The following is a 26793-nucleotide window of genomic DNA, read 5'->3' on the forward strand; positions in this document are numbered from 1 at the left end:
ACCCGGTTCAGGGGGCCCGGGACCGCGGTCCCGGGCCGGGGTGGGGGTGCGGGCCTCAGGCCGGCAGCAGCGAGGTGGAGACCTCGGGCAGCCCCAGGTTCTCGCGGAACGTGGCACCCTCGTACTCGGTACGGAAGTAACCCCGCTCCTGCAATTCAGGGACGAGCTTGTCGCAGATCAGCTGGAAGCCGCCGGGGTTGAAGGGCGAGTTCAGGTTGAAGCCGTCACAGGCCTTGGACTCGAACCAGTCGACCATGCGGTCGGCCACCTGCGAGGGCGTGCCGGCCATCCACTGGTGGCCCGTGGAGCGCGCCAGGTCCACGATCAGCTCGCGCAGGGTCATCCCCATCTCCACGGACTTCATCCGGTAGATCTGGTAGCGGCTGCCCAGGGACTCGTCGTCGCGGAACCACTCCACCGGGATGCGCTCGTCATAGTCCAGTTCCGACAGGTCCATCCGCAGGTCCGCACCGACCTGCGCGCGCCCGTTCTCCAGGTGCACGTGGCGGCCCAGCTCGTCGGCCAGTTCCTGCGCCTGGGCCTGCGTGTCCCCCAGGATCGGCAGGATGCCGGGGATGATCTTCACGTGGTCCGGATTGCGGCCCTTGCCCTTGGCCAGCTGCTTGAACTTCGCGTAGAACTCGATCGAGGGCTGCTTGTTGGGCTGGGCCGTGTAGATCATGTCCCCGATCGAGGAACCGAGTTCCATCCCCGGGCCCGAGGAGCCCGCCTGCGCGAGCACCGGGTGCCGCTGCGGGCTGGTCGGCATGTTCAGCGGGCCCTGCACGCGGAAGAACTCGCCCTCGTGGTCGAGGGGATGCAGCCGCGTGCGCTCGAGGTACTCCCCCGACTCGCGGTCCACGATCACGGCCCCCTCGTCCCACGAGTCCCAGAGCCGGCGCACCACGTCCACGAACTCCGTGGCACGGCGGTAGCGGGTGGCGGGGTCCGGCGCCGCCTCCATCCCGAAGTTCTGGAAGCCGTCGGAGGAGGTCACGATGTTCCAGCCGGCGCGGCCGTTGGACATGTGGTCGAGACCGCACAACTGGCGGGCCACGTTGTACGGCTCGGCGAACGAGGTGGAGATGGTGCCCACCAGGCCGATGTGCTGCGTGCGGGCGGCCAGGGCCGAGAGCACGGAGACCGGCTCGTAGAAGCCGTTCATCTTGATGTCCCCGCGCAGCAGCGTGTTGGCGTGCACCACGTCCCCGAAGAAGATGGCGTCCAGCTTGGCCGCCTCGGCCATCTGGGTGAGCTCGAGGACGAAGTCCAGGTTGCCCAGTTCCTCCGCCCGGCTGCCCTCCATCCGCCAGCTGTCCTTGTGGTATCCCGCAGGCAGCATGAAGGTCGTCAGGATCATGTGCTGAGCCGGCTTGGAAGTGCTCATCTGGGGGTCGTCCTTTCCTAGACTCTGGTCCGGCACCCGGTCACGCACGGGGTCGGTGTGGCGCACGAGCCGCTGAGACGGCTGTCACACCTCCAGCATGACGCAACGGACGGCATTTTTCCACCCTGTTCGCAATTCTTACTTAAGAATATTTTCTTCTTGCGGAGTGCATGATCCATGGATACCGTGTGTCGGGATGCGCGCGGCAGGACGCCGCGACCGGCGGACCGATGGTGCGCCCCTGGCTCGACTCGTTGGGAGACCCTTGTGAACTACATCAGCTACGTGACCCCTGAAGGCACGGCCACGTGGGGCGTTGCCGCACAGGGCACCGTCCACGACCTCGGCCCCAGCGGGGCGAACCTGGCCGCCTCCCTGCACGAGGCCGTGGTCCGGGGCCTGTTCGGGACGCTGTCGGCCGCCGACCTGGCCTGCGCCCCCACCCATGACGAGCAGGACATCTCCTACCTGCCGTGCCTGACACAGCCGGGGAAGATCATCTGCATCGGCGTCAACTACCGCACCCACCAGGAGGAGTCCGGCAAGACGGGACAGACCGCGCCGACCGTCTTCACCCGTTTCGCCGACACCCAGATGGGCCACCTGGAGCCCGCGATCAAGCCCGCCTCCACCGGCAAGTACGACTACGAGGGCGAGATGGCCCTGGTCATCGGCAAGGAGGCCTGGCACGTGGCCCCCGAGGACGCCTTCGACCACGTCGCCGGCTACGCCAACTACAACGACTTCTCCGTCCGCGACTGGCAGAAGGCGGCCAGTCAGTGGATCCCGGGGAAGAACTTCCCCGCCTCCGGCGGCTTCGGCCCCTACCTGGTCCCGGCGGCGGACGTGGGCGACGTGCGGGAGCTGACGCTCGAGACGCGGGTCAACGGCGAGGTCCGGCAGCACGCCTCCGTGGCGGACCTCTACTTCGACATCCCCACGCTGATCGCCTACGTCACCGGCTTCACCCGCCTGCACCCCGGAGACGTGATCGTCACCGGGACCCCGGGCGGCGTCGGGCTGTTCTGGGGCGAGGACGGCCTGCTGGACGCCGGCGACGTCGTGGAGGTCGAGGTCACGGGCCTGGGCGTGCTGCGCAACACGGTGCAGGATGAGGCCGGCGACGGCGCCGCACCGGCGGAGGGCGCGGCGGCGCTGGCGCACGCCGGCTGACCGCCGCAGGATCACCGAGCGCCCCGGCGGGGCGCCCGGCGGACCACTCCGCCCGGGCGGCTCCCCGCCCGGAGGTCACGGCTCCCGGCGGACCACCCGGTCCAGGAAGTACCGGTGGAAGGACCAGTCGCCGGTGACCTCCGGGTGGAAGCTGGTGGCCAGCAGGTTGCCCTGCCGCACGGCCACCGGCACCGATCCCGTCACCAGCCCGCAGTCCACCCCGGACTCCAGCCGTTCGGACGGGACGGAGGCCAGCACCTCCACGCCCGGCCCGGCCTGCAGCACCGCGGGGGCCCGGATGAACACGGCGTCCACCGGCTCGGCGGACACCGCCGGGGCGGAGAGCCGGGCCTCGAAGGAGTCCACCTGGGAGCCGAAGGCGTTGCGCTGCACCGTGATGTCCAGCCCGCCCAGGCTCTGCTGGCCGGCGATCGGGTTCGCGATCCGGTCGGCGAGCATGATCATCCCGGCACAGGTCCCGTAGACCGGCAGGCCGTCGTCGATCGCGGCCCGCACGGCCGGGGCCAGGCCCAGCAGGCGGGAGAGCTTGTCCATCACGGAGGACTCCCCGCCGGGGATGACCAGGCCGTCGAGCCCCGCCAGGTCCCCGGCACCGCGCACCGGGGACGTGTGCGCGCCGAGGGCCGTGAGCACGCGCTCGTGCTCACGCACGTCCCCCTGCAGGGCGAACACCCCGATCGCGGGGGCCCGCCCCGCGGGGACGTCCTGGGGGCGGGATGCACCGGTGACGTGGGTCATGAGCCGGTCATCCCCGCCCCCGTGGGAGCGAGGGGTCGGACGGGGTGCCCGACGGCGCCGCTCACCACCCGCGTTCGGCCAGGCGGTGGGGAGCGGGCAGGTCGCCCACGTTGATGCCCACCATCGCCTCGCCCAGGCCGCGGGAGGCGTCGGCGACCGCGGCGGCGTCGTTGAACTGGGCCGTGGCCCGCACGATCGCCGCGGCCCGGGCCTCCGGGTTGCCGGACTTGAAGATGCCCGAGCCCACGAACACGCCGTCCGCACCGAGCTGCATCATCAGGGCGGCGTCGGCCGGGGTGGCGACGCCACCGGCGGTGAACAGCACCACGGGCAGCTTGCCCTCGCGGGCGACCTCGGCGACCAGCTCGTACGGGGCCTGCAGTTCCTTGGCCGCCACGTACAGCTCGTCCTTGGACAGCGCGGAGAGCTTGGCGATCTCGCCGCGGATGGTGCGGATGTGCTTGACCGCCTCGGACACGTCACCGGTGCCGGCCTCGCCCTTGGAGCGGATCATGGCCGCGCCCTCGGTGATCCGGCGCAGCGCCTCGCCGAGGTTGGTGGCGCCGCAGACGAACGGCACGGTGAAGTCCCACTTGTCGATGTGGTTGACGTAGTCCGCCGGGGAGAGCACCTCGGACTCGTCGATGTAGTCGACCTTCAGGGCCTCGAGGACCTGGGCCTCCACGAAGTGGCCGATCCGGGCCTTGGCCATCACGGGGATGGAGACCGACTCGACGATCTGGTCGATCAGGTCCGGGTCGGACATGCGGGCCACGCCGCCCTGGGCGCGGATGTCCGCGGGGACGCGCTCGAGGGCCATGACGGCCACGGCGCCGGCGTCCTCGGCGATCTTGGCCTGCTCGGCGGTGACCACGTCCATGATCACGCCGCCCTTGAGCATGTCCGCCAGGCCGCGCTTGACCCGGGCGGTGCCGGTGCGGGGCGAGCCCTGGCCGGAGTCCTCGATGGCCCCGGGGGTGGGGTCGGCGGGGTTGGAGGTGTAGGAGGCCGCGGACGACTCGGTGGTGTTGGACATCTGTTTCCTTTACGGGGGTGTGGGTGGAGTCTGCCGCCGAGGACGGGGCAGCGGGTGGGGGTGCTCGGTCAGGCGTTCCAGAGGCCGTAGGAGTCGGCCAGGTCGGCGATCTTCTGGGCGCGAGCCAGTCGCGGCAGGTACGAGCCGTCGCCCACGGAGGCCCCGGCCTGGTGTGCCTGCAGCATCTCCACGGCCCAGGAGACCTCATCCTCGGACGGGGACAGGGCGCGGTTGATGGAGTCGACCTGGTCCCGGTTGAGGCAGAGCCGGCCGGTCATGCCCATCGAGGCAGTGGTCCTGGAGGTCTCGACCACGGCCTCCTCGCCGTCGGCCGCCGCCGGGGGGCCGTCGATCGCGCCGGGCAGCTTGCCCACGCGGGAGGCGATGACCAGCCGTGACCGCGCGTAGGCCATGGCCATCGGGTCGTCGGAGATGCCGGTGTCCTTGCGGAAGTCGTTGGTGCCGAAGGCGAGCCGGAAGGTGCCGGGGGCACGGGCCACCGCCGTGGCGTTCTCCAGGCCCAGGGCCGTCTCGATCAGGGCGATCACGGGGGTGCCGGCCCGCATCCGCATGGCGGTCAGGGTGACCTGCTCGGGCTCCTCGGCCAGGGCCAGCATGACCCCGCGGAGCCCGGGGGCGCCCGAGAGCGCCTCGAGGTCCTTCTGCCAGTCGGGGGTGTTGATGCCGTTGATCCTGACCCAGGCGTCCATGCCGCCGTTGAGCGCGTCTACCACGGACTGCCGGGCGGCGTCCTTCTTCTCGTCCGGGACGGCGGCCTCGAGGTCGAACAGGACCGAGTCCGCCTCCGAGGCCAGCCCGGGCGCGAAGTCCTCCGGCCGGGCTGCATTGACCAGCAGCCAGGACCGGCTCAGCTTGGCGGGCAGGGCAGCAGCTCGTCGGTTACGCAAGGGCATGGCCTCCAGCCTACCGCCGCCGAAAGTTACTCACCCGTGTTCTGCCTCACGGCGCCGGTAGGCTTCGGGCCATGGCCGACGAGATCCCGATGCTGTCCCGCAGCGCCACCCACGGCCCCCTGCCGGAGGACGAGCTCGCGATCCTGCGGCGCATCCCCGGGCTGGGCCCGGACCGGGATCCGGGCCGGGGCGCCGAGCAGGGCGCAGGGCCTGGCACGGCCCCGGGCCCGACCCCGGATGCGACCGTGGTGCTCGACGGCACCACGGTGCGGCTCGGACCGGCGGCGACGGCGGCGGTGCTGGACCTGCTGGACCGCCTCGCCGCGGGCGGCCAGGTCTCCGTGGCGCAGCAGGACCGCTGGCTGAACACCTCGCAGGCGGCCCGGCTGGCCGGGGTCTCGAACACCTACCTGCGCCAGCTGGCCGATCGCGGCGAGATCCCCGTCACCTACCGCGGCACCCACCGCCGGATCCATCCGGACGACGTCCAGTCCTGGGTGCGCCGCCGCGCCGAGGCCCGCGCCGGCGAGGCAGGGCAGGACGCCGCCGCCGACGCCGGGGAAACGGACGACGCGTCCCAGGACTGAGGGTCCGCGCAGGTCAGGGCGGGGTCGCCGCAGAGGCCCCGGGAAGGGGCCGCGCAGGGGGCGGGGACACGCCCGCGCCGTGGGTTCCGCCGAGGGCGGACGACCCCCTCCACCCGGCGGAAGACCTTGGCCGGCGGGCCTCGGCATGAGAGGATTGATTTCTCAACCAAGTTTCCGCAGGCCACCGGCCCGCGGTACAGAGTCTGGTGAGAAAGCCGGTCTACTCATCCCCCCTCCGAGGGCCGGATCGCCGCCAGACCGGCCGGGGCCCACCCCGTTCTTGGGCCCCGGCCACCTCCTTGCCCGTGCCGTGCCCCGCGCCGGAGTACGATGGTCGGGTCATCCCGCGGACGCCTGACCACCCGGCCCGCGACCTTCCGCAGCACAGGAGTTCCATGAGCGCGTGCCGACCCCTGCGCCCCGTCGCGATCGCACTGGGCGCCGTGACGGCCTCCGTCGCCCTGGCCGGCTGCAACCTCTTCCCCAACCCCGCCGAGTCGCCGGCCGGTGGTGACGGCCCCCTGCCGACCGTCTCCGCCGAGGGGTACGTGGAACTGCCGCTGTACTTCGTGGCGCTGAACGGCGACTTCCCGCCGAACACGACCGGTCGCGACGTCGCCTGCCAGGACCTGCTGGTCCGCGTCACCTCCGTGCCGGTGCAGACGGAGGATCCCGTGGCCTCGGCCATCGGCTTCCTGCTCACCGATGAGCAGTACAGCCACGGGGACCCGGCCGTCACGAACTCCCTCGACCCCTCCGAGGACGACCTCGCCTACGCGTCCCACCGCGTCGAGGGGGACACCGTGGTGCTGGAACTGACCGGCGACCTCGTCAGCCGCAGCCAGTGCGAGTCCTACCGCATCCGCGCCCAGCTCAACCAGACGGCCGCCGCGGCCGCCGGGGTGCCGAACGCGGAGGTCTACGTGGACGGGGTGCTGATCGAGGACCTGTTCGGCCTCACCCCCCTGGAACTCGGCGAGGAGATCACGACCCCGGCCCCGGATGCGGAGCCGACCGACGAGGTCACCGAGGGCATGGGGGCCACCGGTTCCTGAACCGGCCCGGCCCTTCTCACCGGTGCGGTGGCGTTGCTAGCATCGGCCCGGTGATGGATCCTTCAGCGTTCCTTTCAGACCGCGCCCGCGGCGTGCGCCAGTCCGCCGTGCGGGACGTGTTCGACCTGGCCATGTCCCCCGGGCTGGTCTCCCTGGCCGGCGGCAATCCGTGGCTGGACGACCTCCCGCTGGAGGAGCTGGGACGCGTCGCCGACGAGCTGGTCTCCCGCCAGGGCCACCTCTCCCTGCAGTACGGGGCGGGCCAGGGGACCGCGGAGCTGCGGGACGCCGCCTGCTCGGTGATGGCCGCGGACGGCATCGAGGGCGCGGACCCGGAGCTCGTCGTCGTGACCCCCGGCTCCCAGGCCGGGATCGACACCGCGGCGCGGATGCTCGGGAACCCGGGCGACGTCGTCGTGGTGGAGGACCCGACCTTCGTGGGCGCGCTGAACACCTTCAACACCTGGCAGCTGGACGCCGTCACCACCCCGACGGACGAGGAGGGGCTGATCCCCGCCTTCCTGCGCCAGACCCTGCAGCGGCTGCGCGCCGAGGGGCGCCGGGTGGCCTTCCTGTACACGATCCCCTCCTACGCCAATCCCTCCGGTGCGCTCATGCCCGCGGCCCGGCGGGACGAGGTGGCGCGGATCTGCCGCGAGGAGGGCGTGCTGATCGTGGAGGACAACCCCTACGGCCAGCTCGGCTTCGAGGACGCCCCGGTCCCGCCCATCGCGGCGGAGCACCGGGACCAGGTCATCTACCTCGGCACCGCCTCCAAGATCTTCTCCCCCGGCGTGCGCATCGGCTGGGCGCTGGTGCCGCCGGCGCTGCTGCGCGAGTTCTACCTCTCCGCGGAGTCGGCGTACATCTGCCCCTCGGTGCCCAGCCAGATGCTCGCCACGGCCTTCCTCACCCGCTTCGACTGGCAGGGCCACGTCGCCCGCTGCGCCGTCGAGTACGCGCGTCGGTGCGACGCCCTGGTGGACTCCATGGAGGAGTCGCTGGACCCGCGGATCATGTTTGCCCGGCCCGGTGGCGGCTTCTTCGTCTGGGCCCGCATGCCGGACGGCATCGACACGCTGCCGCTGATGCACACCGCCGCGGAGGCCGGCGTCGTCTTCGTGCCCGGCGCGGCGTTCACGCCCGACGTCGGCCCGAACCCGCACTTCCGGCTCGCCTTCTCCTTCGTGGCCCCGGAGGTGTTGCGCGAGGGCATGCGCCGGCTGGCACCGGTGCTCAACGCGGCCCTCTAGCCCGGGGACAGGACGGGCCGCCCGTCCGGCCGGGGGCCGCCGCCGGGCCCGACTCTTACCTATCCTCATAGTGGCGTTCCCCGGGCGGGCGGTTACAGTGGAGCGGACCGGCTGCCCCAGCGGGAAGGACCCACGCCATGTCCCTGCGCAATGCACTGCTGGCCCTGCTCGTCGTCGAGCCCATGACCGGCTACGACCTCGCCAAGAGGTTCGGCTCCTCGGTGGGCAACGTCTGGCACGCCCCGGACTCCCAGATCTACCCGGAGCTGCGACGGATGACCCAGGACGGCCTGCTCGAGGCCGAGGAGGTCCCGTTCGGGCGCAAGGGCCGCAAGATCGCCTACACCATCACGGACGCGGGGCGGGAGTCCTTCCGGGAGTGGATGGACTCCGACCTCCAGTGGGCGCGGGACCGCGACCCCATGCACCTGCGGGCCGCCTACTTCGAGTACGCCCATCCACAGCGGGCCCGCGCCCAGCTGGAGGCCTACCGCGAGCACACCCGGCAGATCCAGGCGGCCTGGCAGCAGCAGATCGACGAGATCGACGCCGGCACCTCCGAGACCCTGGCCCGCCGCCTGCGGTCCGTGCCGCCGGAGGAGCACCACCGCACCGCGGCGTTCAAGCGCTACACCTACGAGGGGCTGGTCGCCCGGGCCGAGACGGAGATCGGCTGGGCCGAGCGCGGGCTGAGGCTGCTCGAGGAGCTCTATCCCCAGGAACTGTCCCAGGAGTCCTCCGCCGGCGCCCCGGCCTGAGCGGTCAACCGGCGGGCTTCACCGTGACGGCGCGGCGCCCGCCCGTCGCCCGGTAGGCCCCGGGGTCCACGGGGACGAGCCACCCGGGCCGCAGGGGCGAACCACCCGGGCCACGGGGACCCGCGCCTCAGCCCCCGTAGCGGCGGCGCAGGTCCGGTTTGCGGATCTTGCCCGAGGCGGTGCGGGGCATCTCGTCCACGAACACCACGGACTTGGGGACCTTGTACCGGGCGAGCCTGCCGTCCAGGTGCCGGATGACCTCGTCATCGGTCAGCTCGTGGCCCTCCCGGACCACCACCACCGCGCGGGGCACCTCGCCCCACCGCTCGTCCGGGACACCGATCACGGCCACCGCCGCCACGGCCTCCAGCTGGGCGATCTCCTGTTCGACCTGCGCCGGGTAGATGTTCTCCCCACCGGAGATGATCATGTCCTTGAGCCGGTCAGAGATGAACAGGAACCCGTCCTCGTCCCGGTAGCCCATGTCCCCCGTCTTCAGCCAGGTGCCGTCCTCGGCCTGCTCGAAGGACTCGGCGGTCGCGTCGGGCCGGTTCCAGTAGGCGGTGATGACGTTGGGGCCCTGGACCTGGATCTCCCCGACCTCCCCGGGAGGGCACACCTGCCCGAGCGGGTCGACCACGCGCACCGCGGTGTGGAAGTGCGGCAGTCCGCCGGACCCCTGCTTGGCACGCGAGTAGCGCGCCGGCAGGACCGTGGCGCCGGGCGAGGTCTCGGTCATGCCGTAGCCCATGGCGATGGACAGCCCGCGCTCCTCGTAGGCCTCCAGCACCCGCATCGGCACGGCGGACCCCCCGCAGGTCAGGATCCGGAGCGAGGACAGGTCGGTGGCCTTCCAGTCGGGGTGCTCGGCCAGCAGCTGGTAGGTGGTGGGCACCCCGGCCATGCTGGTGATCCGGTGCCTGCCGATCAGCTCGAGGACCCGCCCGGGCTCGAACCGGGGTTCCAGGACGAGGGTCCCGCCCTTGAGCAGCGTGGGCAGCGCTCCCATGCCGAGGGAGGCCACGTGGAACATCGGGGCGATCATCAGTGCCCGGGTCTCGCTGGTCACGTCCAGGTCGGTGAGGACGTTGAAGGCGTTCCACGTCAGGTTGCCGTGCGTGAGCATGGCGCCCTTCGGTTTGCCCGTGGTCCCGGAGGTGTAGAGGATCAGCGCCAGGTCGTCGAGGTCCACCGCCACGTCCGGGCGCACCGGGTCGCCGCCGGCCAGCAGTTCCTCGTAGTCGAGGGCCTCCAGGTCCCCGTCGCGGCGCTCGACGGCGGCCGGCGGGCCGTCCTGGACGGTCGCCAGGGTCCCGACGCCGGCCCCGCGGCTTCCGGCGACGGCCAGCGGTTCCAGCGTGGCCGAGGCGATCAGCACCGTGGCCCCGGAGTCCTCCAGGGCGAAGGCGATCTCCGGCGGGGCCAGGCGGGTGTTCAGGGGCACGAAGACGGCGCCCAGGGAACCGGCCGCGAACAGGGTCTCCAGGAACGAGGGGTGGTTCTCGCCGAGGTAGGCCACGCGGTCACCGCCCCGCACGCCGCGGTCGGCCAGGGCGTTCGCCAACCGGTCGATCCGGGCCGCCCACTCGTCATAGGTCAGTTCGCCGGCCGCGCTGATCACGGCGGTGCGCCCTGCGGACTTCACGCGCCTTCGGTGGATCCAGTCGCCGATCCCACGGTTGAACATTCCCGACTCCTCTGCAGCTTGACGTGCCCTGTCCGCACTCCCCTCAGTGTGGAACATTTAGTTGAGTAATTCAATAGTTATTGTGGACATTCAAGCGTCGCCCAGGGGGACACGCAGGCGTTGGGCACCACCCGCACCGTCGGGGATGGGTCGTCGGGGATCGGCCGTCAGGGATGCACCGTCCGGGCCGTGCCACCGGTCACTGGCGGACCAGGTCCTCCACGGACGGCGCCTCGTCGATGAGGCCACCCTCCACGGAGAGGTCGATGACCTTCTGGAGCGACTCGATGTCATGCTCCTGCGGGAAGCGCGGCATGGTCAGCTGCTCGATCACGTCCGCCTCGAGGGAGGTGTACTCGGGCAGGATGGCCTTGGCCGCGTCCGGGTTGTCGGTGGCGTACTGCTGGGACTCCTTCATGGCGGTCACGAAGGCGTCCACCAGCTCGGGGTCCTGCTCGATCATCTGGTCCGTGGTGAAGTAGCCGGCCACCGACAGGTCCGGGATCGGGTCCGCGTACTGGGCGAAGATCCGGCGCGCACCCGCGGCCTCGGCGATGGTCACGAAGGGCTCCACGGCGCCGATGGCGTCCACGTTGCCGGCCTCCAGCTGGCCGACCATGTCCGGGAAGGCCATCTCCACGTACTCGATGGTCTCGGCGTTCCCACCGTCCTGGCGGATGCCCTCGGAGATCACGGTGTCGTTGATGTTGTTCAGGGTGTTGACGGCGATGCGCTTGTCGTCGAGGTCGGCGGCGGTCTTCACGTCCGAGTCCTCGGGGACCATCACGGCGGCGAAGTCGTCCTCGGAGTCGCCCGTGGTCTGCGGGCCGGTGGCCACCAGCTTCAGCGGCAGCCCCTGGGCGCGGCCGATGGCCAGCGAGGTGACGTTGGAGAAGCCGAAGTCCATCTGCCCGGACTGCACGGCCGGCACGATCGCGGCCCCGCCCTGGGCCAGGGTCAGGGTGACGTCGAGGCCGTGCTTCTCGAAGATGCCCTCCTCGACGCCCAGGTAGATCGGCGCGACGTCCACGATCGGGATGACCCCGACCTCGACCTGCTTCAGGTCACCGGCGGCGGCGGACTCGCTGCCGGACCCCTCCGTGGCGGCCCCGGTGGTGGCGCCACCACCGGACGGCGAACCGGATCCACAGGCGGTCAGGGCCAGCAGTGCGGCCGCGCCCACGGCGGCCAGTCGGACATTCCTCATCATCGGGTGCTCCTGGAGTGTGACATGCGGTGATCCGCGACCGCAGGAGCGGCCGCGAGGCTGGGGCGAGGGGGTCGTCCAGCCTGTAAGGTGACTCACACTCTACTCAGCCGTCACAATGGCCAACAAGAGAATTCCATTAACGATCTCAACTGTTCTACGGATGGAGAGCCATGCAGGACGACGGTCAGACACTCGCCACCGCCGAGGAGTTCCACAGCCTCGCGGTGCGGCGGTTGCTCAGCCGCCACGGCCGTCTCTGGACACAGCAGGTCTCGGCCGACCACACCTCCATCCAGTTCGGCCTGTTGCTGTGCCTGGCCAGGTCCGTCGGTGGACTGTCCCAGTCCGAGATCGCCGAGCAGCTGGCCGTGGACCGGGCCACCCTGACCGAGCTGGTGCACCGCATGTCCGCCCAGGGCCACGTGACGGTCTCCCGCGACCCCCGGGACGGCCGCCGCCGGGTGGCGACCCTGACCGACTCCGGGCGGGACCTGCTCCGGGAGCTGTACCACCCCGCGCTCGAGGTCAACGACCAGCTCTTCACCCCCCTGACGGCCGAGGAGACGGAGCAGCTCACCGCGCTGCTGCGGCGCGTCCTGGCCCACGACACCGGCGCCCCTCCCCACCACGACCCGGCCTGACCGGGGCCGCCCGGCAGCCCGGCGGTCCGGCAATCCGGGAGCGGTGGAACCAGTCTGCCGGGCAGCGGGCTGTCCGGCCCGTGCCGCCCCGGCGTCCTGCGCAGACCGCGACGCCCCCGCCCGGTCGGTCCAGGGCGGGGGCGTCGTGGTGGTGTGAGCGGGTCACGTACCGGGGGCGTGGGCGTCAGCTCACTGGGAGCCCTCCCAGTACAGGTTCTCCACGTCCGGGTCGTTGCTGATGAAGCCGTACTTCACCATCAACCGCCCGGCCTCCTCGATCTGCTCCTTGCGGATCTCGCCGGAGAGCTTCTCCATCTTCAGGTTCTTCGCCGCCTCCTCGGGCAGGCTGATGAACTCGGGCAGCAGGGCACGGGCGCCGTCCGGGTCCTCGTCGGCGGCGGCCAGCGTCTCCGTCATGGCGTCGACGAACCGCTGCGTGAGTTCCGGGTTCTCCTCGGTGAACTTGCCCGAGCTGAACGTCACCATCGTCGGCATGCCGGCCACCGAGTCCTGGAAGGAGTACCCCACCAGCTGGTTGTTCTCGTTCGCCAGGGAGCTGGTCAGGAAGGGCTCCGGGACCCAGATGGCGTCCGTGTTGCCGCGCTCGAGCTGGGCCGGCATGTCCTGGAACGGCATCTCCGAGAACTTGATGGCCGAGGGGTCGCCCCCGGCCTTGGCGACGGACTCCATGATGGTCAGGTCGCCCTGGGTCTTGAGGGCATTGACCGAGACCGTCTTGCCGGCCAGGTCCTCCCAGCCCTGGATGCCGCTGTCCTTGGTGGTCACCACGCCCGCGATGTCCTCGCCCTCCTCCAGGGAGTTCGAGTAACCGGCCACGATCTTCATGTCCAGGCCGCGGTCGTTGGCGTTCATGACCGAGTTCGGGTTGCCCACGCCGAAGTGGATCTGCTCGTTGGCCACGGCCGGGAGCATCGCGGCACCGGCGTTGGACGTGGAGAGCTCCACCTCGATGCCGTGCTCCTCGAAGATGCCCTCCTCGATGCCGTACTGCACGGCCACGGACGGGGCGATCGGCAGCACGCCGACGATCACCTTGTCGAGCTCACCCGAGGCGCCGCCGGACTCGGTACCGCCGGACGCGGCGGCGCCGGGCGAGCTCTCCCCGCCTCCTCCGGACGGTGAACCGGAACCACAGCCGGTCAGGGCCAGCCCCGCGACGGCGGCGGTGGCCAGCAGTGAGACGAGCTTCTTCTTCATGGTTTCTCCTGCGGGGGTGCGTACCGGCTCGGGCCGGGAGGGGGTGGAGTGGGGCGGAGTGCCTGGAGGCGGGTGCCTCAGGCGTAGAAGCGGGCGAGGAAGGTCGCGACGACGGCGGGGCGCTCCTCGCCCTCGATCTCGATGACGGAATCGACGACGATGTGCAGGCCGTTGCCCTTGACCTCCTGCACGTCGGCGATCGAGCCCTTCATGCGGATGCGGGAACCGACCTTCACCGGGGAGGTGAAGCGGACCTTGTCCAGGCCGTAGTTGACCTTGGTCCTGACGTCGGAGACGTCGAAGAGCTCGGACCAGAAGGGGATGATCATGGACAGGGTCAGGAACCCGTGGGCGATCGGGGCGCCGAAGGGGCCGTCCTTGGCGCGCACGGGGTCCACGTGGATCCACTGCTGGTCGTCGGTGGCGTCCGCGAAGGTGTTCACCATCTGCTGGGTGACCTCGCGCCACTCGGTGACGCCGAGGTCCTTGCCGGCCAGGGACTTGGCCTCCTCGAACGTGACGACGAGCCTGGACGTGGGGGTGGTGGTCTCGGTCATGGTTTCCTCCTAGGAATGTGTTCTACATCACAATGGTTGATGAGCGCAATGGTTTTGGGTCACGAGCGGCGGACCGTGACCGTCCGGTGATGGATGGGGCGTGGCCCTCAGACGAAGGCGCCGACGCCGGTGACGGCGCGGCCCACGATCAGCGCGTTGATCTCGTGGGTGCCCTCGTAGGAGTAGATGGCCTCGGCGTCTGCGTGGAACCGGGCCACGTCCGTGTCCAGGGTGATGCCGTTGCCGCCGCACACCTCGCGGGCCAGGGCCACGGTCTCCCGCAGCCGCAGCGAGGTGTACATCTTGGCCAGCGCGGAGTTCTCGTCCTTGAAGACCCCGGCCGCCTGCTGTTCGGTCAGCTGCACCACCATGCCCAGCGAGGCGGTGAGGTTGCCCAGCATGATCGCCAGCTTCTCCTGCACGAGCTGGAACCCGGCGATCGGCCGGCCGAACTGCTCGCGCCCGCGGACATACCGCAGGGCCGCCTCGTAGGCACCGGCCTGGGCCCCCACGGCCATCCACGCCACGTCCGAGCGCATGTTCCGCAGGCAGCGGGCCACGTCCTTGAACGAGTTGATCCCGTGCAGCCGGTCGGCCTCGGTGACCCGGACGTCCCGGTACTCGATGTGGGCGTTCTGCATGATCCTCAGCGAGGCCTTGTGCGGGATGATCGTCATGGTCACGCCCTCGGCATCCCGCGGGACCAGGAAGCACTTGACCTGGCCGTCGGCGGTGTCCCGGGCGAAGGTCGCCACCACGTCGGACACCGAGGCGCCGCCGATCCACCGCTTGGCGCCGTTGATGACCCACTCCCCCGTGGCCGCGTCCCGGGTGGCGGTGGTGGCCAGCCCACCGGCCACGTCCGAGCCGTGGTCCGGCTCGGTCAGCCCGAACACGCCGGTCAGTTCATAGGTGCGGATCCTCGCGTCCAGGTCCCGTGCCTGCTCCGGGGAGCCGCCCAGGGTGCAGACCGTACGGAACAACCCGGCCTGGGCGTTGTACAGCGTGCCGACGTTGATGTCGCAGCGGGCCAGCTCGAAGTTGCGGAACCCCGTGAGGATGTCCCGGACGGGCTCCCCGGCCTCGCGCAGCACCGGCGGGTCCATCAGCTCGAGGCCGCGCACCGCCTCGAGCAGCTCCGTGGGCAGCTCGGCCCTGTCCCAGGCGTCGTTGAGGTGCGGGTGGACGGTGGAGCGCAGTTGCTCGCGCAGGTCCGTCAGGACCCTCCGCTCGGCCTCGGTCAGCCGCTCGGCGAAGCCGTAGAGGTCGGACGGGATCACGGCCCCGACGGCGACCGGGCGCCCGGCGCTCATGCCGCACCGCCGGCGGCGGTGCGCTCGCCTGCGGAGGCGCCCCGGCCGGCGTCGCCGGTTCCGCGTTCCGCGCCCAGGCCGAGCAGCGTCACCGCGTTGTCCTTCAGGATCCGCGGGCGCACCTCGTCCTTGAGCGGCAGGTCGGCGAAGGCCTTCAGCCACTGGTCCGGGGTGATGAGCGGGAAGTCCGTGCCGAACAGCACCTTGCGGGAGAGCACGTTGTTGGACTGGCGCACCAGCGACTCCGGGAAGTACTTCGGGGACCAGCCGGAGAGGTCGATGTACACGTTGGCCTTGTGCGTGGCGATGGAGTTCGCCTCGTCCTGCCACGGCACCGAGGGGTGGGCCATGATGATCGGCAGCCCCGGGTGCTCGGCGGCCACGTCGTCCAGCAGCAGCGGGTTCGAGTACTTCAGCTTGATCCCGCGCCCACCCGGGAGCCCGGCGCCCATGCCGTTCTGCCCGGTGTGGAAGATGCACGGCAGACCGATGCGCTCCAGTTCGGCCCACAGCGGGAAGTACTGCTCGTCCGAGGGGTCGAAGCCCTGCACGGAGGGGTGGAACTTGAACCCGCGCACGCCCAGTTCCTCGGCCTGGCGACGGGCCTCGGTGATCGCGTCCGGACCGGTGCGCGGGTCCACGCTGCCGAAGGGGATGAGCACGTCGTTGTGCCGCGCGCAGCCCGCCACGAGGTCGTCGATGGAATTCGGCAGGTGTCCCAGCTGGGTCCGGGCGTCCACGGTGAAGACCACCGCGGCCATCCCGTGACCCCGGTAGGTCTCGGCGATCGAGTCGATCGAGGGAGTCCGCTCGGCGGCCTTGAAGTACTTCGCCGAGGCCTCCATGATGTCGTCCGGCATGGCCACGTGGCCGCAGTCGTCGACCTCGAGGTGGACGTGCATGTCCACGGCGGTGATGGCGTCCACGTCGACGGCGCATTCATAGCGCACGGGGGTCTGTCCCATGGTTCCTCCTGGGTGCGATTGCTGGGTGATGACGGGCGGTGGCGCCCGGTCGGCAGGCGCCTTGTCGACGGGCGCCCGGCCGGCGGGCACCCGGCCGGCGGGTGTCCGGCCGGTGGGTGCCGGGCGGACTACTTCCCGGCGGGCTCGGGCCGCAGCTCGGCGGGCAGCTCCGGCATCCGCTCGCCCACGGACTGCAGGTTGGCCTCGAGGATGGCCTTGCCCTCGGAGAGCATGGTCTCGTAGTCCCAGCCGCCCTCGTGGTAGTCGGTGGTGACGGCCTCGGGGTGGGACCAGACCTGCAGGCGGTCCCCACCCACGCCGATGGCCTGGCCGGAGATGCCCGCGGCGGCCTCGGAGGACAGGAAGGCGACCAGCCCGGCCACGTCCCGGGCGGGACCGAAGCCGAGGTCCTTGCGGAAGAACTCCGGCATGGCCTCGCCGCGCTCGTCGGCCTCGACGGCCTTGGCGAAGAACGGGATGGTCTTGGTCATGGCGGTGGCGGCCACCGGGATGACGGCGTTGACGGACACGCCGGCCTTCTTCATCTCCAGGGCCCAGGTGCGGACCATGCCCACGATCCCGGCCTTGGCGGCGGCGTAGTTGGTCTGGCCGAAGTTGCCGCGCTGGCCGGTGGGCGAGCCGATCGTGACGATGCGCCCGGCCACGCCGTTCTCCTTGAAGTACGCGAAGGCGGAGCGCACGCAGGTGAAGGTGCCCTTGAGGTGGACGTTGATGACCGCGTCGAAGTCGTCGTCGGTCATCTTCAGCAGGGACTTGTCCCGCAGGATGCCGGCGTTGGTGACGAGGATGTCCAGCCCGCCGAAGGTGTCCACGGCGGTCTTCACCAGCTGGTCGGCGGTCTCGGACGAGCCGACCGGTGCGACCACGGCCGCGGCCCGGCCGCCGGCCTCGGTGATGGAGGCGACCGCCTGGTCGGCGATCTCCTGGTTGACGTCGTTGATGATGACCGCGGCGCCCTGGCGGGCGAGCTCCTGGGCATAGGCCAGGCCGAGTCCTGCGCCGGAACCGGTGACGATGGCAACCTTGCCGTTGAGGGACATGGCTTCTCCTTCGGGGGTGACGTTCGTGGGGTGAGGTTCGCGAGGTGTGCTGCTGGCACCATGACAGCCCATACCGTTGAGAAAGTCAATGATCTAATTTCGCCATGGCCTGAGGGGACCGCACCCGGAGGGGTCCGGACGGGGCGGCGGCGGATCGAGCGCCGGGCTGCGCTCCGGTCCGGCGCCCGGCCGAACGCCTGTCCGAGCACCCCTCCCGACGGCGGTCGATCCGGGGCTCACCAGCCAGCGCGCATCACCGGGAGGGGGTCTACACTTGAGAACATCAATGGTTGGCCGAACGTCACGAGGACCCCTATGTCGACATCCACCCACCGGGGCGCGCCCGCCCCGGACGCCTTGGCGGATCAGGGCACCGAGCGGTTCCTCGCCGGTGAGCTGGCCCAGCAGATCCAGTTCCTCACGGCCCGCGCCCGGGGCCGTGGCTCAAGTCACGCCAACCACATGCTGGCACCGCTGGGCATCAAGGTCCGCCAGTACTCGGTGCTGTCCCTCGCGGCCAGCGGTCTGAAGCCCTCCCAGCGCGAACTCGGTGAGTTCCTGGCCCTGGATCCCAGCCAGATCGTGGCCCTGGTCGACTCCCTCGAGGCCCTCGGCGCGGTCCAGCGCGAGACGGACCCCCGGGACCGGCGCTCCAAGATCATCGTCGCCACCGACGCCGGCCTGGAGCTCTTCGGGAAGGCCCGGGAGATCCTGCTCGAGTCCGAGGACGTCACCCTCGGCACCCTCTCCGCCCGGGAGCGGAAGCAACTGCGCGGCCTGCTGCTGAAGATCGCCTTCTAACCTCACCGGCACCCCCACACGCCACGACGCCGGCCGCGCACCCAGGGTGCGCGGCCGGCGTCGTTGTCCAGGGGCCAGCCCCCTGCCCCCAGCCGTCAGCGTGGGGACACGGCACCGCCGCCCGTGAGGATCTCCTCCATCCCCGCCCGCTCCGGCGTGGACAGGTAGCGCTCCAGGGAGTCGTCGAGCTCCTGCAACCACGGGGTGTGGTGCTCGCAGGCCATGGTCCCGGTCATCACCGAGCGGTGCGGCTTGTCCCGGTAGGTGAGGATGTTCTCCTTCTTGTCCTGCTTCCAGGCCAGGAAGATCCGCACGACCTCGTCCAGGTCGAACATCGGGTAGTCCGTGGCCTCGATGAGGTCACGGATGTAGTCGGCCTGGAACCGCACGTCGTCAGCGTCCCCGTCGAGTCCCTGGAAGCGCGCGCGCCACTGCTTCAGGTGGGCGGCCCGCTCCTCGGCCGGGGGCAGCTTCGCCCGGCCCATGATCAGGTCACGGACGTACCAGGCCTGGGCGTCGAACATGTTGAACGTGAACCACTGGTCCTGGGCACCCAGGTAGTACAGCTTGGGATTCTTCTGCCACACCACGCCTCGGTACAGGCCGGCGGGATAGATGGTGTTCGGCGAGGACAGGGCCAGGTCCGAAGACAGGAACGGGTACTTGTGGAGGTAACCGGTGCACAGGATCACCGCGTCGAACTCGCGGGTCTCGCCATTCGAGAAGCGGACCGTCTCACCGTCGACGCGGTCGATGCCCGGCAACTCCTCCATGCCCTCGGGCCAGGCGTAGCCCTGGGGGCGGCTCCGGTAGCTCATGGTGACCGAGCGCGCGCCCATCTTGAAGGCCTGCACACCGATGTCCTCGGCGGAGTAGGACGAACCGATCAGCAGGACGCGCTTGTCCGCCAGCTTCTCCGCACCGCGGAAGTCGTGGGCGTGGTGCAGGGCGCCCGGGAAGGTCTCGATCCCCGTGATGTCCGGGACGTTCGGGAAGGAGAAGTGGCCGGTGGCCACGATCACCCGGTCGAACTCCGAGGAGGAGGTCGTCTTCGAGCGCAGGTTCTCCACCGTGACGGTGAAGTTGTCATCCTCGCGGTTGTACTGGACCCAGCGCACGGCGGTGGAGAACTGCACCTTCTCCTTGACGTCCGACGTCCGGACCCGGCCGTCGATATAGTCCCAGAGGGCCTCACGCGGCGGGTAGGACGAGATCGGTCGGCCGAAGTGCTCGTCGAACGTGTACTCGGCGAACTCCAGGGCCTCCTTGGGCCCGTTCGACCAGAGGTTGCGGTACATGGAGGAGTGGACCGGCTCACCGTACTTGTCGATGCCGGTGCGCCAGTTGTAGTTCCACTGCCCGCCCCAGTCGTCCTGCTTCTCGTAGCAGACGACCTCCGGGATCTGCACTCCCTTGCGCTGGGCGGACTCGAAGGCCCGCAGCGCGGCAATCCCGCTCGGTCCTGCCCCGATGATGGCGATGCGCTGTTTGGACACAGCTTCCCTTCCGGCCCCACGGCCTTTGTCTCTCTCCTGCGGTGACGGGTCGGGTGGAGGCAGTCCTCTCCGGGCGCACCGGCGCCCGGGCCTCAACACCGCGACCTCACGTCGCGCCCCGGCCCACCACCCGGTCAGGGCGGCACTGAAGGCCGAGGACGGAGCACCCCTTCGGGTGCCGTTATGTCAACCACCCTACCAAGAATTCGCCATTGCAAAGGAATCGTGTCGCGCCAGCGGCCGAGGCGCAGGCCCCACCGGGCAGTTACGACCTAATATCAATCGTTGACATTCTCAACGCTTGAGTGTTGCATGGGTCTTATCGTGATCCAGCCCACAGAGCGAAGGAGTCCCATGAACATCGGCATCGGCACCTACCCCCGTCGTCGGGCCACCGTGCGACCGGAGGCCGTGGCCATCGAGTTCGAGGGCGCCACCACCACCTACGGCGAGTTCAGCCAGCGGGTCACCCGCCTGGCCAATGCCCTGCAGGGGCTCGGCGTGGTGCGCGGCGAGCGCGTGGCCTACGTGGGGTTCAACCACCCCTCCCTGCTGGAGACCTTCTTCGCCGCCAACCTCTTCGGCGCCACCCCGGTGCTGGTCAATCCCCGGCTGTCCCCCACCGAGGTCGAGTTCATCGTGACCGACTCCGAGGCCAACGCCGTCGTGTACGGCCGGGAGGTGGCCGACGTCGCCGCCCACCTGGCCGAGCGGCACCCGCGGTTGACGCTGGTGGCGGCCGAGGGCCCGGAGGGACCCGGGCTGCGCTACGAGGACCTGCTCGCGGGGGCCTCCACCGCCGAGGTCGAGGCCGACGTGGACGATGACGACGTCGCCCTGTTCATGTACACCTCCGGCACCACGGGCCGCCCCAAGGGCGCCATGCTGACCCACCGGAACCTGACCTACCAGTACCTCAACGCGTTCACCGGCACGGACCTGCGCCAGGACGAGGTGATGCTGTCCGTGGCGCCGCTGTTCCACATCGCCGGGATGAACATGACCACGATGCCCACCTTCATGATGGGCGGGCGGATCATCATCCACCGGCAGTTCCGCCCGGCCGACGTGCTGGCCGAGATCGAGCACTCCCGGGTCACCGGCACGTTCATGGTCCCGGCCATGATCGACCTGCTGGCCGAGGCCGCCGGTTTCGCCGGCACGGACCTGTCCTCGCTGCGCTCGATCATGGTGGGCGGCTCGCCCCTGAGCGAGCGGTCCATCCGGACGTGGACCGAGCGCGACGTCAAGATCGTCCAGGGCTTCGGCATGACCGAGACCGCCCCCGGCGTCTGCCTGCTCGAGGCCCAGGACGCCCTGTCCCACGCGGGCACGGCCGGCCGCCCGCACTTCTTCTCCGAGGTCCGGCTCGTGGACCCGGCCACGGGCGGGGACGTCGGCACCGACCGGGCCGGTGAGGTCTGGGTCCGCGGCCCCCAGGTCATGAAGGGCTACTGGAACCGCCCGGAGGCGACCGAGTCCGCCCTCGCGGACGGCTGGTACCACTCCGGGGACATCGCCGTGCGGGATGCCCAGGGGTACTTCACCATCAAGGACCGCATCAAGGACATGTACATCTCCGGCGGTGAGAACGTCTACCCCGCTGAGGTGGAGAACGCCCTGCTCTCCCTGCCCGCGGTCCTGGAGGCCGCCGTCGTCGGGGTCCCGGACGAGCGCTGGGGCGAGACCGGGCTGGCCTTCGTGGTGCTGCGCCCGGAGGCGCGCACCGGGGCCGACGTCCCCGGCGGGCCCGGGCTGCGCGACCAGCTCAGCGCCCGCCTGGCCCGCTACAAGCTGCCCCGGGAGGTGCTCGTGGTGGAGGAGCTGCCGCGCACCTCCACCGGGAAGATCCGCAAGAACGTCCTCCGGGAGCGCACCCAGCCGGTGCCGGCCTCCTGACCCCGGCCCGTTCCTGAACCCCGCCCGTCCCTGAACCCCGCCCGTCCCTGAACCCCGCCCCTTCCCGACTGGAGAGCATCATGACGACCGTCTCCGCACAGCACACCGCGCCCGACCTCGACGCCCTCGATCCGGGGGTCAAGCGCCGCGAGGCCCGCCGGGTCATCCTGTCCAGCTACCTGGGCTCGACGATCGAGTTCTACGACTTCCTGCTCTACGCCGCCGCCTCGGCCGTGGTCTTCCCGGCGGTGTTCTTCAGCGGCCTGGACCCGTTGACCGGCACGATCGCCGCCTACGGCACGTTCGCCGCCGGCTATCTGGCCCGGCCTCTCGGCGGGGCGATCTTCGGCCACTTCGGTGACAGGCTGGGGCGCAAGAAGATGCTGGTGCTGTCCATGCTCATCATGGGCGTGGCCTCCACCCTGATCGGCCTGGTCCCGGGTGCGGCGCAGATCGGCGGCTGGGGCGCGGTCATCCTCGTGTTCCTGCGCGTCTGCCAGGGCATCGCGGTGGGCGGTGAGTGGGGAGGCGCGGCGCTGATGGCGCTGGAGCACTCCGAGTCCGGCAAGCGGGGCTTCGCGGCCTCCTTCACCAATGCCGGTGCTCCCACCGGTGCGGCCCTGGGCACCTTCATCCTCGGCACCTTCTCCGCAGCCCTCCCGCAGGAGCAGTTCCTGGCCTGGGGCTGGCGCGTGCCGTTCCTGCTGTCCTTCGTGCTGCTGATCATCGGCATGGTGATCCGCGCCCGGGTCAGCGAGTCCCCCGTGTTCACCGCCGCCCTGGCGAAGGCGGAGGCCGAGGAGGCCTCGTCCGCCCCCAAGCCGAAGATGCCGCTGCTGCAGGTGCTGCGCCGGCCGAAGGCCCTGTTGCTGACGATGTTCGGCGGTGCCTCCGGGTTCGGCCTGCAGGTGCTGCTGTCCACCTTCTCCGTGGGTTACGCCACCGACGCCGGCAACGCCCGGTCAGACGTGCTCTACGCCTTCGCCGTGGCCTCGGTCATCTCCATCGCCTTCGTGATCGGCTTCGGCCGCGTCTCGGACCGCTTCGGCCGCCGCCCCGTGATGATCGCCGGACTGGTGCTGTTCGTCATGTTCCTCACCCCGTTCTTCACCATGCTGCAGTCCACCAACTGGTTCGTGCTGACCCTGGCCTTCACCATCGCCCTCGGCCTGCACGGGATGCTCTACGGCCCGCTGGCCGCCTTCATCTCCGAGCAGTTCGGCACCGGCGCCCGCTACACCGGCGCCTCCCTGGGCTACCAGCTGGCCACCCTGATCGGCGCCGGGTTCACCCCGACCATCCTGGCCACGCTCTACGCCGGCCCCGGCGGCGGCACCTCCGTGGTCCCGGTCATCGGCTTCCTGGCCGGCATGGCGCTCGTCTCCGTCATCGCGATCGTGCTGACGCGGGAGTCCAAGGACCTCGACCTGACCACCCACGAGCACTGAGTTCCGGGCCCGGTACGGTGCGCCCTCTCGACCCCCGGCCGGGCGCACCGTACCGGCCATCGGCGGCACTGACCGCCCCGACCACGACGGATACCACCATGACCACCACGACACCCACCGGCCTGGACCACACCGGTACCGGCGCTGACACGACCACCGAGGCTGCCGGCGTCGACCGGCTCCGGTCCACCCGCCTGGCGCACCAGATCCAGTTCCTCACCGCGCGCGCACGATCCCGGGGCACCGGTCACGCCAACACCCTGCTCAAGGCGGAGCTCGGGCTGAAGGTGAGCCACTTCTCGGTGCTGTCCGTGGCGGCGCACGGGACCAACCCGACCCAGCGGGAGCTCAGCGAGTTCCTCGACCTCGACCCGAGCCAGGTGGTGGCACTCGTGGACGTGCTCGAGCAGCGCGGCCTCGTGGAGCGGCTGACCGACCCGAAGGACCGCCGCTCGCGCATGATCGCCGTCACCGACGAGGGCCACCGGGTCGAACAGCTCGGCTATGAACTGACCGAGGCCTCCGACCAGGAGGTCCTGGCCAATCTCTCCGCGGCCGAACGCGAGCAGCTGCGCGAGCTGCTGACCCGGATCGCGTTCTGACCGCCCGGCCCGCGGACCACCACGTGGGGGTGGCCCTCCCCGGTCCCGGGTACCAGGACCCGGGAGGATCGCCCCCGACGCGGTGTGCGGATCAGTTCGCGTAGGTGTCCTGCAGCGTGCCCTCGTCCGTCCACAGCGCCACGGAATCGCCGCCGTTGTTCAGGACGTTGGCGGCGCCGCCGTTGTAGTAGTCGTCCGGGGCGTTCGTCCCGGGACCGGTGTAGACGCGCAGCTGTTCGCCGGCCTCCAGCTCGTAGCCCTCACCGACCTCGAGCACGTTGTTGGCGGCGTCGCGGAGGAGCCAGCCGGAGACGTCCACGGTGTGGTTGCCGGTGTTCTCCAGCACCACGTGCTCGCCGGTCTCGGCCTGCAGGTCCTCACCGGGGACGTCGTTGACGGAGTCGGCGATCCGCACGCCGGTGTTCTGGGGGAACGCCTTCAGGCCACGCTCGTAGCGGGAGAACTGGATGGGGAAGTCACCGGTGATCCGGTCCACGCCCAGGGCCGCGGCCTCGTCGTAGGCCTCGGTGGAGTTCACGGTGTAGACGCCCAGGCCCAGCCCGGCGTCCTTGACCCGCTGGGCCCCGTCCTCGTCCAGGGTGCGGTAGTTCGTGCCGAAGGAGTCGGCGAAGGTGGCGTAGCGCTCCAGGGTGGCCGCGTCCGGCACGGTGCCCACCAGCTGCTGCAGCGGCACGTCCGGGGCGATCTCGGCGAAGCGCTGGTTGGAGGCCTCGTCGAAGCCGAGCACCTCGATCTTGTCCGCCTCCAGCAGCTCGTTCCACTCCTCGTCCTCGGCGAGGGCCTCGGCCACGACCTTCTCGATGCCCGGGGAGTTCACCGGGGACTTGATCTCGATGAACACGCCGGTGTTGCGGGTGGCGATCTCGGCGGCGGCGTCGAAGTGCGGGATCCTCTCCCCCGTGTACTCCTCCGAGAAGTAGGAGCCGGCGTCCAGCTGCTGCAGCTCGGCCCAGGTGAAGGACGTGATGGGGTCGTCCTCGCGACCGGGGAAGACCTCCTCCACGTTCGTGGTGCGGGCCGGGGTGTTGTCGTGGAAGAGGAACGGCACACCGTCCGCGGAGAGCTGCACGTCGATCTCGAAGAAGTCCGCTCCGGACGCGCGGCCGTCCTCGAAGGCCGCCACCGTGTTCTCCGGTGCGGTCCCGGCGGCTCCACGATGCCCGATGAGCACGGGGGCGTCCTGAGGGGCCGGGGCCGCCGCGGCGGGACCGGACAGCGCGCCGCCGGTGAGGACCGCGGCGGACAGGGTCACGGCCAGGGTGGCCGCGGACGAACGGCGCCGGGTGCCCGGGCGGCGGTTCTGGGTCGGGTTGGGGGTCACGAGGATGCCTTCCTGTCGTGGCCCGTGCCGGTCCCCGCGTCATCCCGTCGCGGCCGGCCGGGCCCATGCCCGTCCACCCTTCTCGTCCCGGTTGACGATCCGGGGCCCTCGAGGTGACGTCCGGGTGAAGCCCCTCCGACGTCGACGGCCATTCCAGGTCGCCTCGACTCCGCGGGGCGGGTCGGGGCGAGGCGGGGTGGGGCGAGGCAGGGGCAGTGCTGGGTGGGGCGGCCCATCATGGTCGAGAGGACATGTCACCCCGGGGGACCCCACGGACATGTCCTCCGAGTCCGGATGAACGGCCGCCAAGGGCACCGGGGGATCAGGATGAACGGCCGCCAAGGACGCCGGGGGATCAGGATGAACGGCTGCCGGGGGTGCCGGTGGATCACCCTCGCCGCCGAGGGACGCCGTGCTGTTCCAGAATGGCCTCGAACCGGCACCGGGTGAACAGGTCGGGCCAGATCCACCGTGCCATGCCATACCCCTGCCGGCGGATCGCGTCCTCGCGGTGCTTCTCCCGGATCAGGGCGTCCTGCCCCACGGGGCCACCGGCCCCGGGACGCGCCAGCCGCCCCGTGTACTTCACCAGTCCGTCGAACTCGGCGGTCAGGCGGATGTCCTCCCAGTAGAAGTCGGTCCGGGCGATCAACGTCCCCGCCGTGTCCAGCACCGCGTACTGGAGCTCAGGCACTACGAAACCCGCCTCGTGGATGACGGCCCGGCTCAAGGACTCCCCCACCGACTCGGACCGGGCGTCGGCGAACGCCCACTGGGCATCGAACCGGGTGCGCTGGGCGGCGGAGGGCAGGAGCTCCCGCGCACGACCGGCCATCAGGTCGGCAGCGGCGTGGTCGCGCATAATCGCATCGGCCGCGGCGGTCCCCGTGCTCAGCGGTTCGCTGCCGAAGACCAGGGCCATCGCCGCCGGCAGTGGATCCACCCGCACCCGGCCCAGCACCGTACCGTCCTCCAGGCACACGCTGACCCGGGTGTGGGCCGGCGGTGGCGATCCGTCCGTCGCCGCGCCGGCACCGGCCCCTGCTGCCTCCCCGCCCGGTGCGTTCCAGTGCCGGTGCACGCGAGGAAGCACGGGGACCCGGCCGTCCCCGTTCATCAGGCCCTGCGTACTGAGCTCGGCGACGGTCTTCAGGACCTCGTGCTCGTTGACGTAGGGCGACACCTGCCGCCGCGTCCCGGAGTCACCGCGGTGCACCGCCCGGACGTGGAGAGTGGGGACCTGCTCGACCACCGGGTACCCCAGGAGCCCGAGCGCCGTGGCCCCGCAGAAGGTGACCGGCCGGCGTCGGGAGTCCGCGAAGGCCACGGCACCCACCCGGTGACGGTCCTGCCGGGACAGCAGCAGCCACCGCCGCGTGGACGCGTACGTGCCGGGAGCCAGACGGACCAGCTCTCCCCGCTGGGCCCGGCGGGCCAGCATCCGGGCGGAGCGGCCCCCGTCGCTCTCGGTAGGGCGGATCAGCAGGGGCTCGGCGTTCGCAGGGGACGTCACCCGCCCATGCTGACTGGTCCGAGGTGCCCGCGGGGACGCTGTCCACAGCGTGTGGACAGTGATGATCCGGGTTCAGGAGACGCGTCACGCGCCGTGCCCCGCCGGATGAGTCCTCTCG

At 70.8% G+C, this 26793-nt stretch carries 24 protein-coding genes; 10 read left to right on the forward strand and 14 right to left on the reverse strand.

What is annotated here, in order from left to right; all coding sequences use genetic code 11:
- Positions 1–55: 55 nt before the first annotated feature.
- Positions 56–1387 (reverse strand): LLM class flavin-dependent oxidoreductase, encoded by a 1332-nt coding sequence (locus tag PLJ28_RS07445; protein WP_183529024.1) that lies wholly within the window; start codon positions 1385–1387, stop codon positions 56–58.
- Positions 1388–1654: 267 nt separating this feature from the next.
- On the opposite strand from PLJ28_RS07445, the gene PLJ28_RS07450 reads away from it, so the two are divergent.
- Positions 1655–2560, forward strand: coding sequence for a fumarylacetoacetate hydrolase family protein (locus tag PLJ28_RS07450; RefSeq protein ID WP_183529026.1), 906 nt, complete (start codon positions 1655–1657; stop codon positions 2558–2560).
- A gap of 75 nt (positions 2561–2635) precedes the next feature.
- Here PLJ28_RS07450 and pdxT read toward each other — a convergent pair whose 3' ends face one another.
- The 3 genes from pdxT to PLJ28_RS07465 all read right to left on the reverse strand — a co-directional run bounded on the left by pdxT (position 2636) and on the right by PLJ28_RS07465 (position 5269).
- Positions 2636–3319, reverse strand: a complete 684-nt coding sequence (pdxT, locus tag PLJ28_RS07455; protein WP_183529028.1) for a pyridoxal 5'-phosphate synthase glutaminase subunit PdxT — start codon at positions 3317–3319, stop codon at positions 2636–2638.
- 61 nt (positions 3320–3380) lie between these two features.
- Positions 3381–4355, reverse strand: a complete 975-nt coding sequence (gene pdxS / locus PLJ28_RS07460) for a pyridoxal 5'-phosphate synthase lyase subunit PdxS (protein WP_010143810.1) — start codon at positions 4353–4355, stop codon at positions 3381–3383.
- Between the two features lie 68 nt (positions 4356–4423).
- Positions 4424–5269, reverse strand: coding sequence for an HpcH/HpaI aldolase/citrate lyase family protein (locus PLJ28_RS07465; RefSeq protein WP_183529030.1), 846 nt, complete (start codon positions 5267–5269; stop codon positions 4424–4426).
- 71 nt (positions 5270–5340) lie between these two features.
- On the opposite strand from PLJ28_RS07465, the gene PLJ28_RS07470 reads away from it, so the two are divergent.
- The 4 genes from PLJ28_RS07470 to PLJ28_RS07485 all read left to right on the forward strand — a co-directional run bounded on the left by PLJ28_RS07470 (position 5341) and on the right by PLJ28_RS07485 (position 8922).
- Positions 5341–5856 carry a helix-turn-helix domain-containing protein gene (locus PLJ28_RS07470; protein ID WP_298044188.1) on the forward strand — a complete coding sequence of 172 codons (516 nt, stop codon included), beginning with the start codon at positions 5341–5343 and terminating at the stop codon, positions 5854–5856.
- Between the two features lie 395 nt (positions 5857–6251).
- Positions 6252–6911, forward strand: a complete 660-nt coding sequence (locus PLJ28_RS07475; RefSeq protein ID WP_183529032.1) for a hypothetical protein — start codon at positions 6252–6254, stop codon at positions 6909–6911.
- A gap of 53 nt (positions 6912–6964) precedes the next feature.
- Complete coding sequence (locus PLJ28_RS07480) at positions 6965–8164, forward strand: aminotransferase-like domain-containing protein (protein ID WP_183529034.1); 1200 nt, start codon at positions 6965–6967, stop codon at positions 8162–8164.
- A 137-nt stretch (positions 8165–8301) separates the two neighbouring features.
- Entirely contained in the window at positions 8302–8922 is a 621-nt protein-coding gene (locus PLJ28_RS07485; RefSeq protein WP_183529037.1) for a PadR family transcriptional regulator, read from the forward strand.
- Positions 8923–9049: 127 nt separating this feature from the next.
- Here PLJ28_RS07485 and PLJ28_RS07490 read toward each other — a convergent pair whose 3' ends face one another.
- Together PLJ28_RS07490 and PLJ28_RS07495 are read right to left on the reverse strand one after the other, a co-directional pair.
- Positions 9050–10609, reverse strand: coding sequence for an acyl-CoA synthetase (locus PLJ28_RS07490; RefSeq protein ID WP_183529039.1), 1560 nt, complete (start codon positions 10607–10609; stop codon positions 9050–9052).
- A 199-nt stretch (positions 10610–10808) separates the two neighbouring features.
- Positions 10809–11819 (reverse strand): ABC transporter substrate-binding protein, encoded by a 1011-nt coding sequence (locus PLJ28_RS07495; protein WP_183529041.1) that lies wholly within the window; start codon positions 11817–11819, stop codon positions 10809–10811.
- Positions 11820–11989: 170 nt separating this feature from the next.
- Between PLJ28_RS07495 and PLJ28_RS07500 the strand changes: the two genes are divergently transcribed.
- The gene (locus tag PLJ28_RS07500) at positions 11990–12460 is read left to right on the forward strand and encodes a MarR family winged helix-turn-helix transcriptional regulator (protein WP_183529043.1); all 471 of its coding nucleotides are present in this window, start codon (positions 11990–11992) and stop codon (positions 12458–12460) included.
- 189 nt (positions 12461–12649) lie between these two features.
- Here PLJ28_RS07500 and PLJ28_RS07505 read toward each other — a convergent pair whose 3' ends face one another.
- The 5 genes from PLJ28_RS07505 to PLJ28_RS07525 form a co-directional block, all read right to left on the reverse strand.
- The gene (locus PLJ28_RS07505; protein WP_183529045.1) at positions 12650–13678 is read right to left on the reverse strand and encodes an ABC transporter substrate-binding protein; all 1029 of its coding nucleotides are present in this window, start codon (positions 13676–13678) and stop codon (positions 12650–12652) included.
- 77 nt (positions 13679–13755) lie between these two features.
- On the reverse strand, positions 13756–14235 hold the full coding sequence (locus tag PLJ28_RS07510) for a MaoC family dehydratase (RefSeq protein ID WP_183529047.1): 480 nt from the start codon (positions 14233–14235) through the stop codon (positions 13756–13758).
- A 107-nt stretch (positions 14236–14342) separates the two neighbouring features.
- A complete protein-coding gene (locus tag PLJ28_RS07515; protein ID WP_183529049.1) occupies positions 14343–15548 on the reverse strand; it encodes an acyl-CoA dehydrogenase family protein in 1206 nt (401 codons plus the stop codon).
- The gene (locus PLJ28_RS07520; protein WP_183529051.1) at positions 15545–16513 is read right to left on the reverse strand and encodes an amidohydrolase family protein; all 969 of its coding nucleotides are present in this window, start codon (positions 16511–16513) and stop codon (positions 15545–15547) included. The genes PLJ28_RS07515 and PLJ28_RS07520 overlap by 4 nt, the downstream gene beginning before the upstream one ends.
- A gap of 128 nt (positions 16514–16641) precedes the next feature.
- A complete protein-coding gene (locus PLJ28_RS07525) occupies positions 16642–17574 on the reverse strand; it encodes an SDR family NAD(P)-dependent oxidoreductase (protein WP_183529053.1) in 933 nt (310 codons plus the stop codon).
- A 315-nt stretch (positions 17575–17889) separates the two neighbouring features.
- On the opposite strand from PLJ28_RS07525, the gene PLJ28_RS07530 reads away from it, so the two are divergent.
- Complete coding sequence (locus PLJ28_RS07530; RefSeq protein WP_183529055.1) at positions 17890–18375, forward strand: MarR family winged helix-turn-helix transcriptional regulator; 486 nt, start codon at positions 17890–17892, stop codon at positions 18373–18375.
- A gap of 95 nt (positions 18376–18470) precedes the next feature.
- On the opposite strand, the gene PLJ28_RS07535 is transcribed toward PLJ28_RS07530, so the two are convergent.
- The gene (locus tag PLJ28_RS07535; protein ID WP_183529057.1) at positions 18471–19871 is read right to left on the reverse strand and encodes a trimethylamine monooxygenase; all 1401 of its coding nucleotides are present in this window, start codon (positions 19869–19871) and stop codon (positions 18471–18473) included.
- A gap of 354 nt (positions 19872–20225) precedes the next feature.
- On the opposite strand from PLJ28_RS07535, the gene PLJ28_RS07540 reads away from it, so the two are divergent.
- The 3 genes from PLJ28_RS07540 (at position 20226) to PLJ28_RS07550 (ending at position 23820) form a co-directional block, all read left to right on the forward strand.
- A complete protein-coding gene (locus tag PLJ28_RS07540) occupies positions 20226–21770 on the forward strand; it encodes an acyl-CoA synthetase (protein ID WP_183529059.1) in 1545 nt (514 codons plus the stop codon).
- Between the two features lie 80 nt (positions 21771–21850).
- Positions 21851–23218: an MFS transporter gene (locus PLJ28_RS07545; RefSeq protein WP_183529061.1), complete on the forward strand. Its 1368-nt coding sequence runs from the start codon at positions 21851–21853 to the stop codon at positions 23216–23218.
- 98 nt (positions 23219–23316) lie between these two features.
- Complete coding sequence (locus PLJ28_RS07550) at positions 23317–23820, forward strand: MarR family winged helix-turn-helix transcriptional regulator (protein WP_183529063.1); 504 nt, start codon at positions 23317–23319, stop codon at positions 23818–23820.
- 91 nt (positions 23821–23911) lie between these two features.
- On the opposite strand, the gene PLJ28_RS07555 is transcribed toward PLJ28_RS07550, so the two are convergent.
- Together PLJ28_RS07555 and PLJ28_RS07560 are read right to left on the reverse strand one after the other, a co-directional pair.
- Positions 23912–25162, reverse strand: coding sequence for a glycerophosphodiester phosphodiesterase family protein (locus tag PLJ28_RS07555; protein WP_183529065.1), 1251 nt, complete (start codon positions 25160–25162; stop codon positions 23912–23914).
- Between the two features lie 388 nt (positions 25163–25550).
- The gene (locus PLJ28_RS07560; RefSeq protein ID WP_298044182.1) at positions 25551–26675 is read right to left on the reverse strand and encodes a hypothetical protein; all 1125 of its coding nucleotides are present in this window, start codon (positions 26673–26675) and stop codon (positions 25551–25553) included.
- Positions 26676–26793 lie beyond the last annotated feature (118 nt).

The organism is Citricoccus sp. (assembly GCF_035445025.1).
Taxonomy (GTDB): domain Bacteria; phylum Actinomycetota; class Actinomycetes; order Actinomycetales; family Micrococcaceae; genus Citricoccus.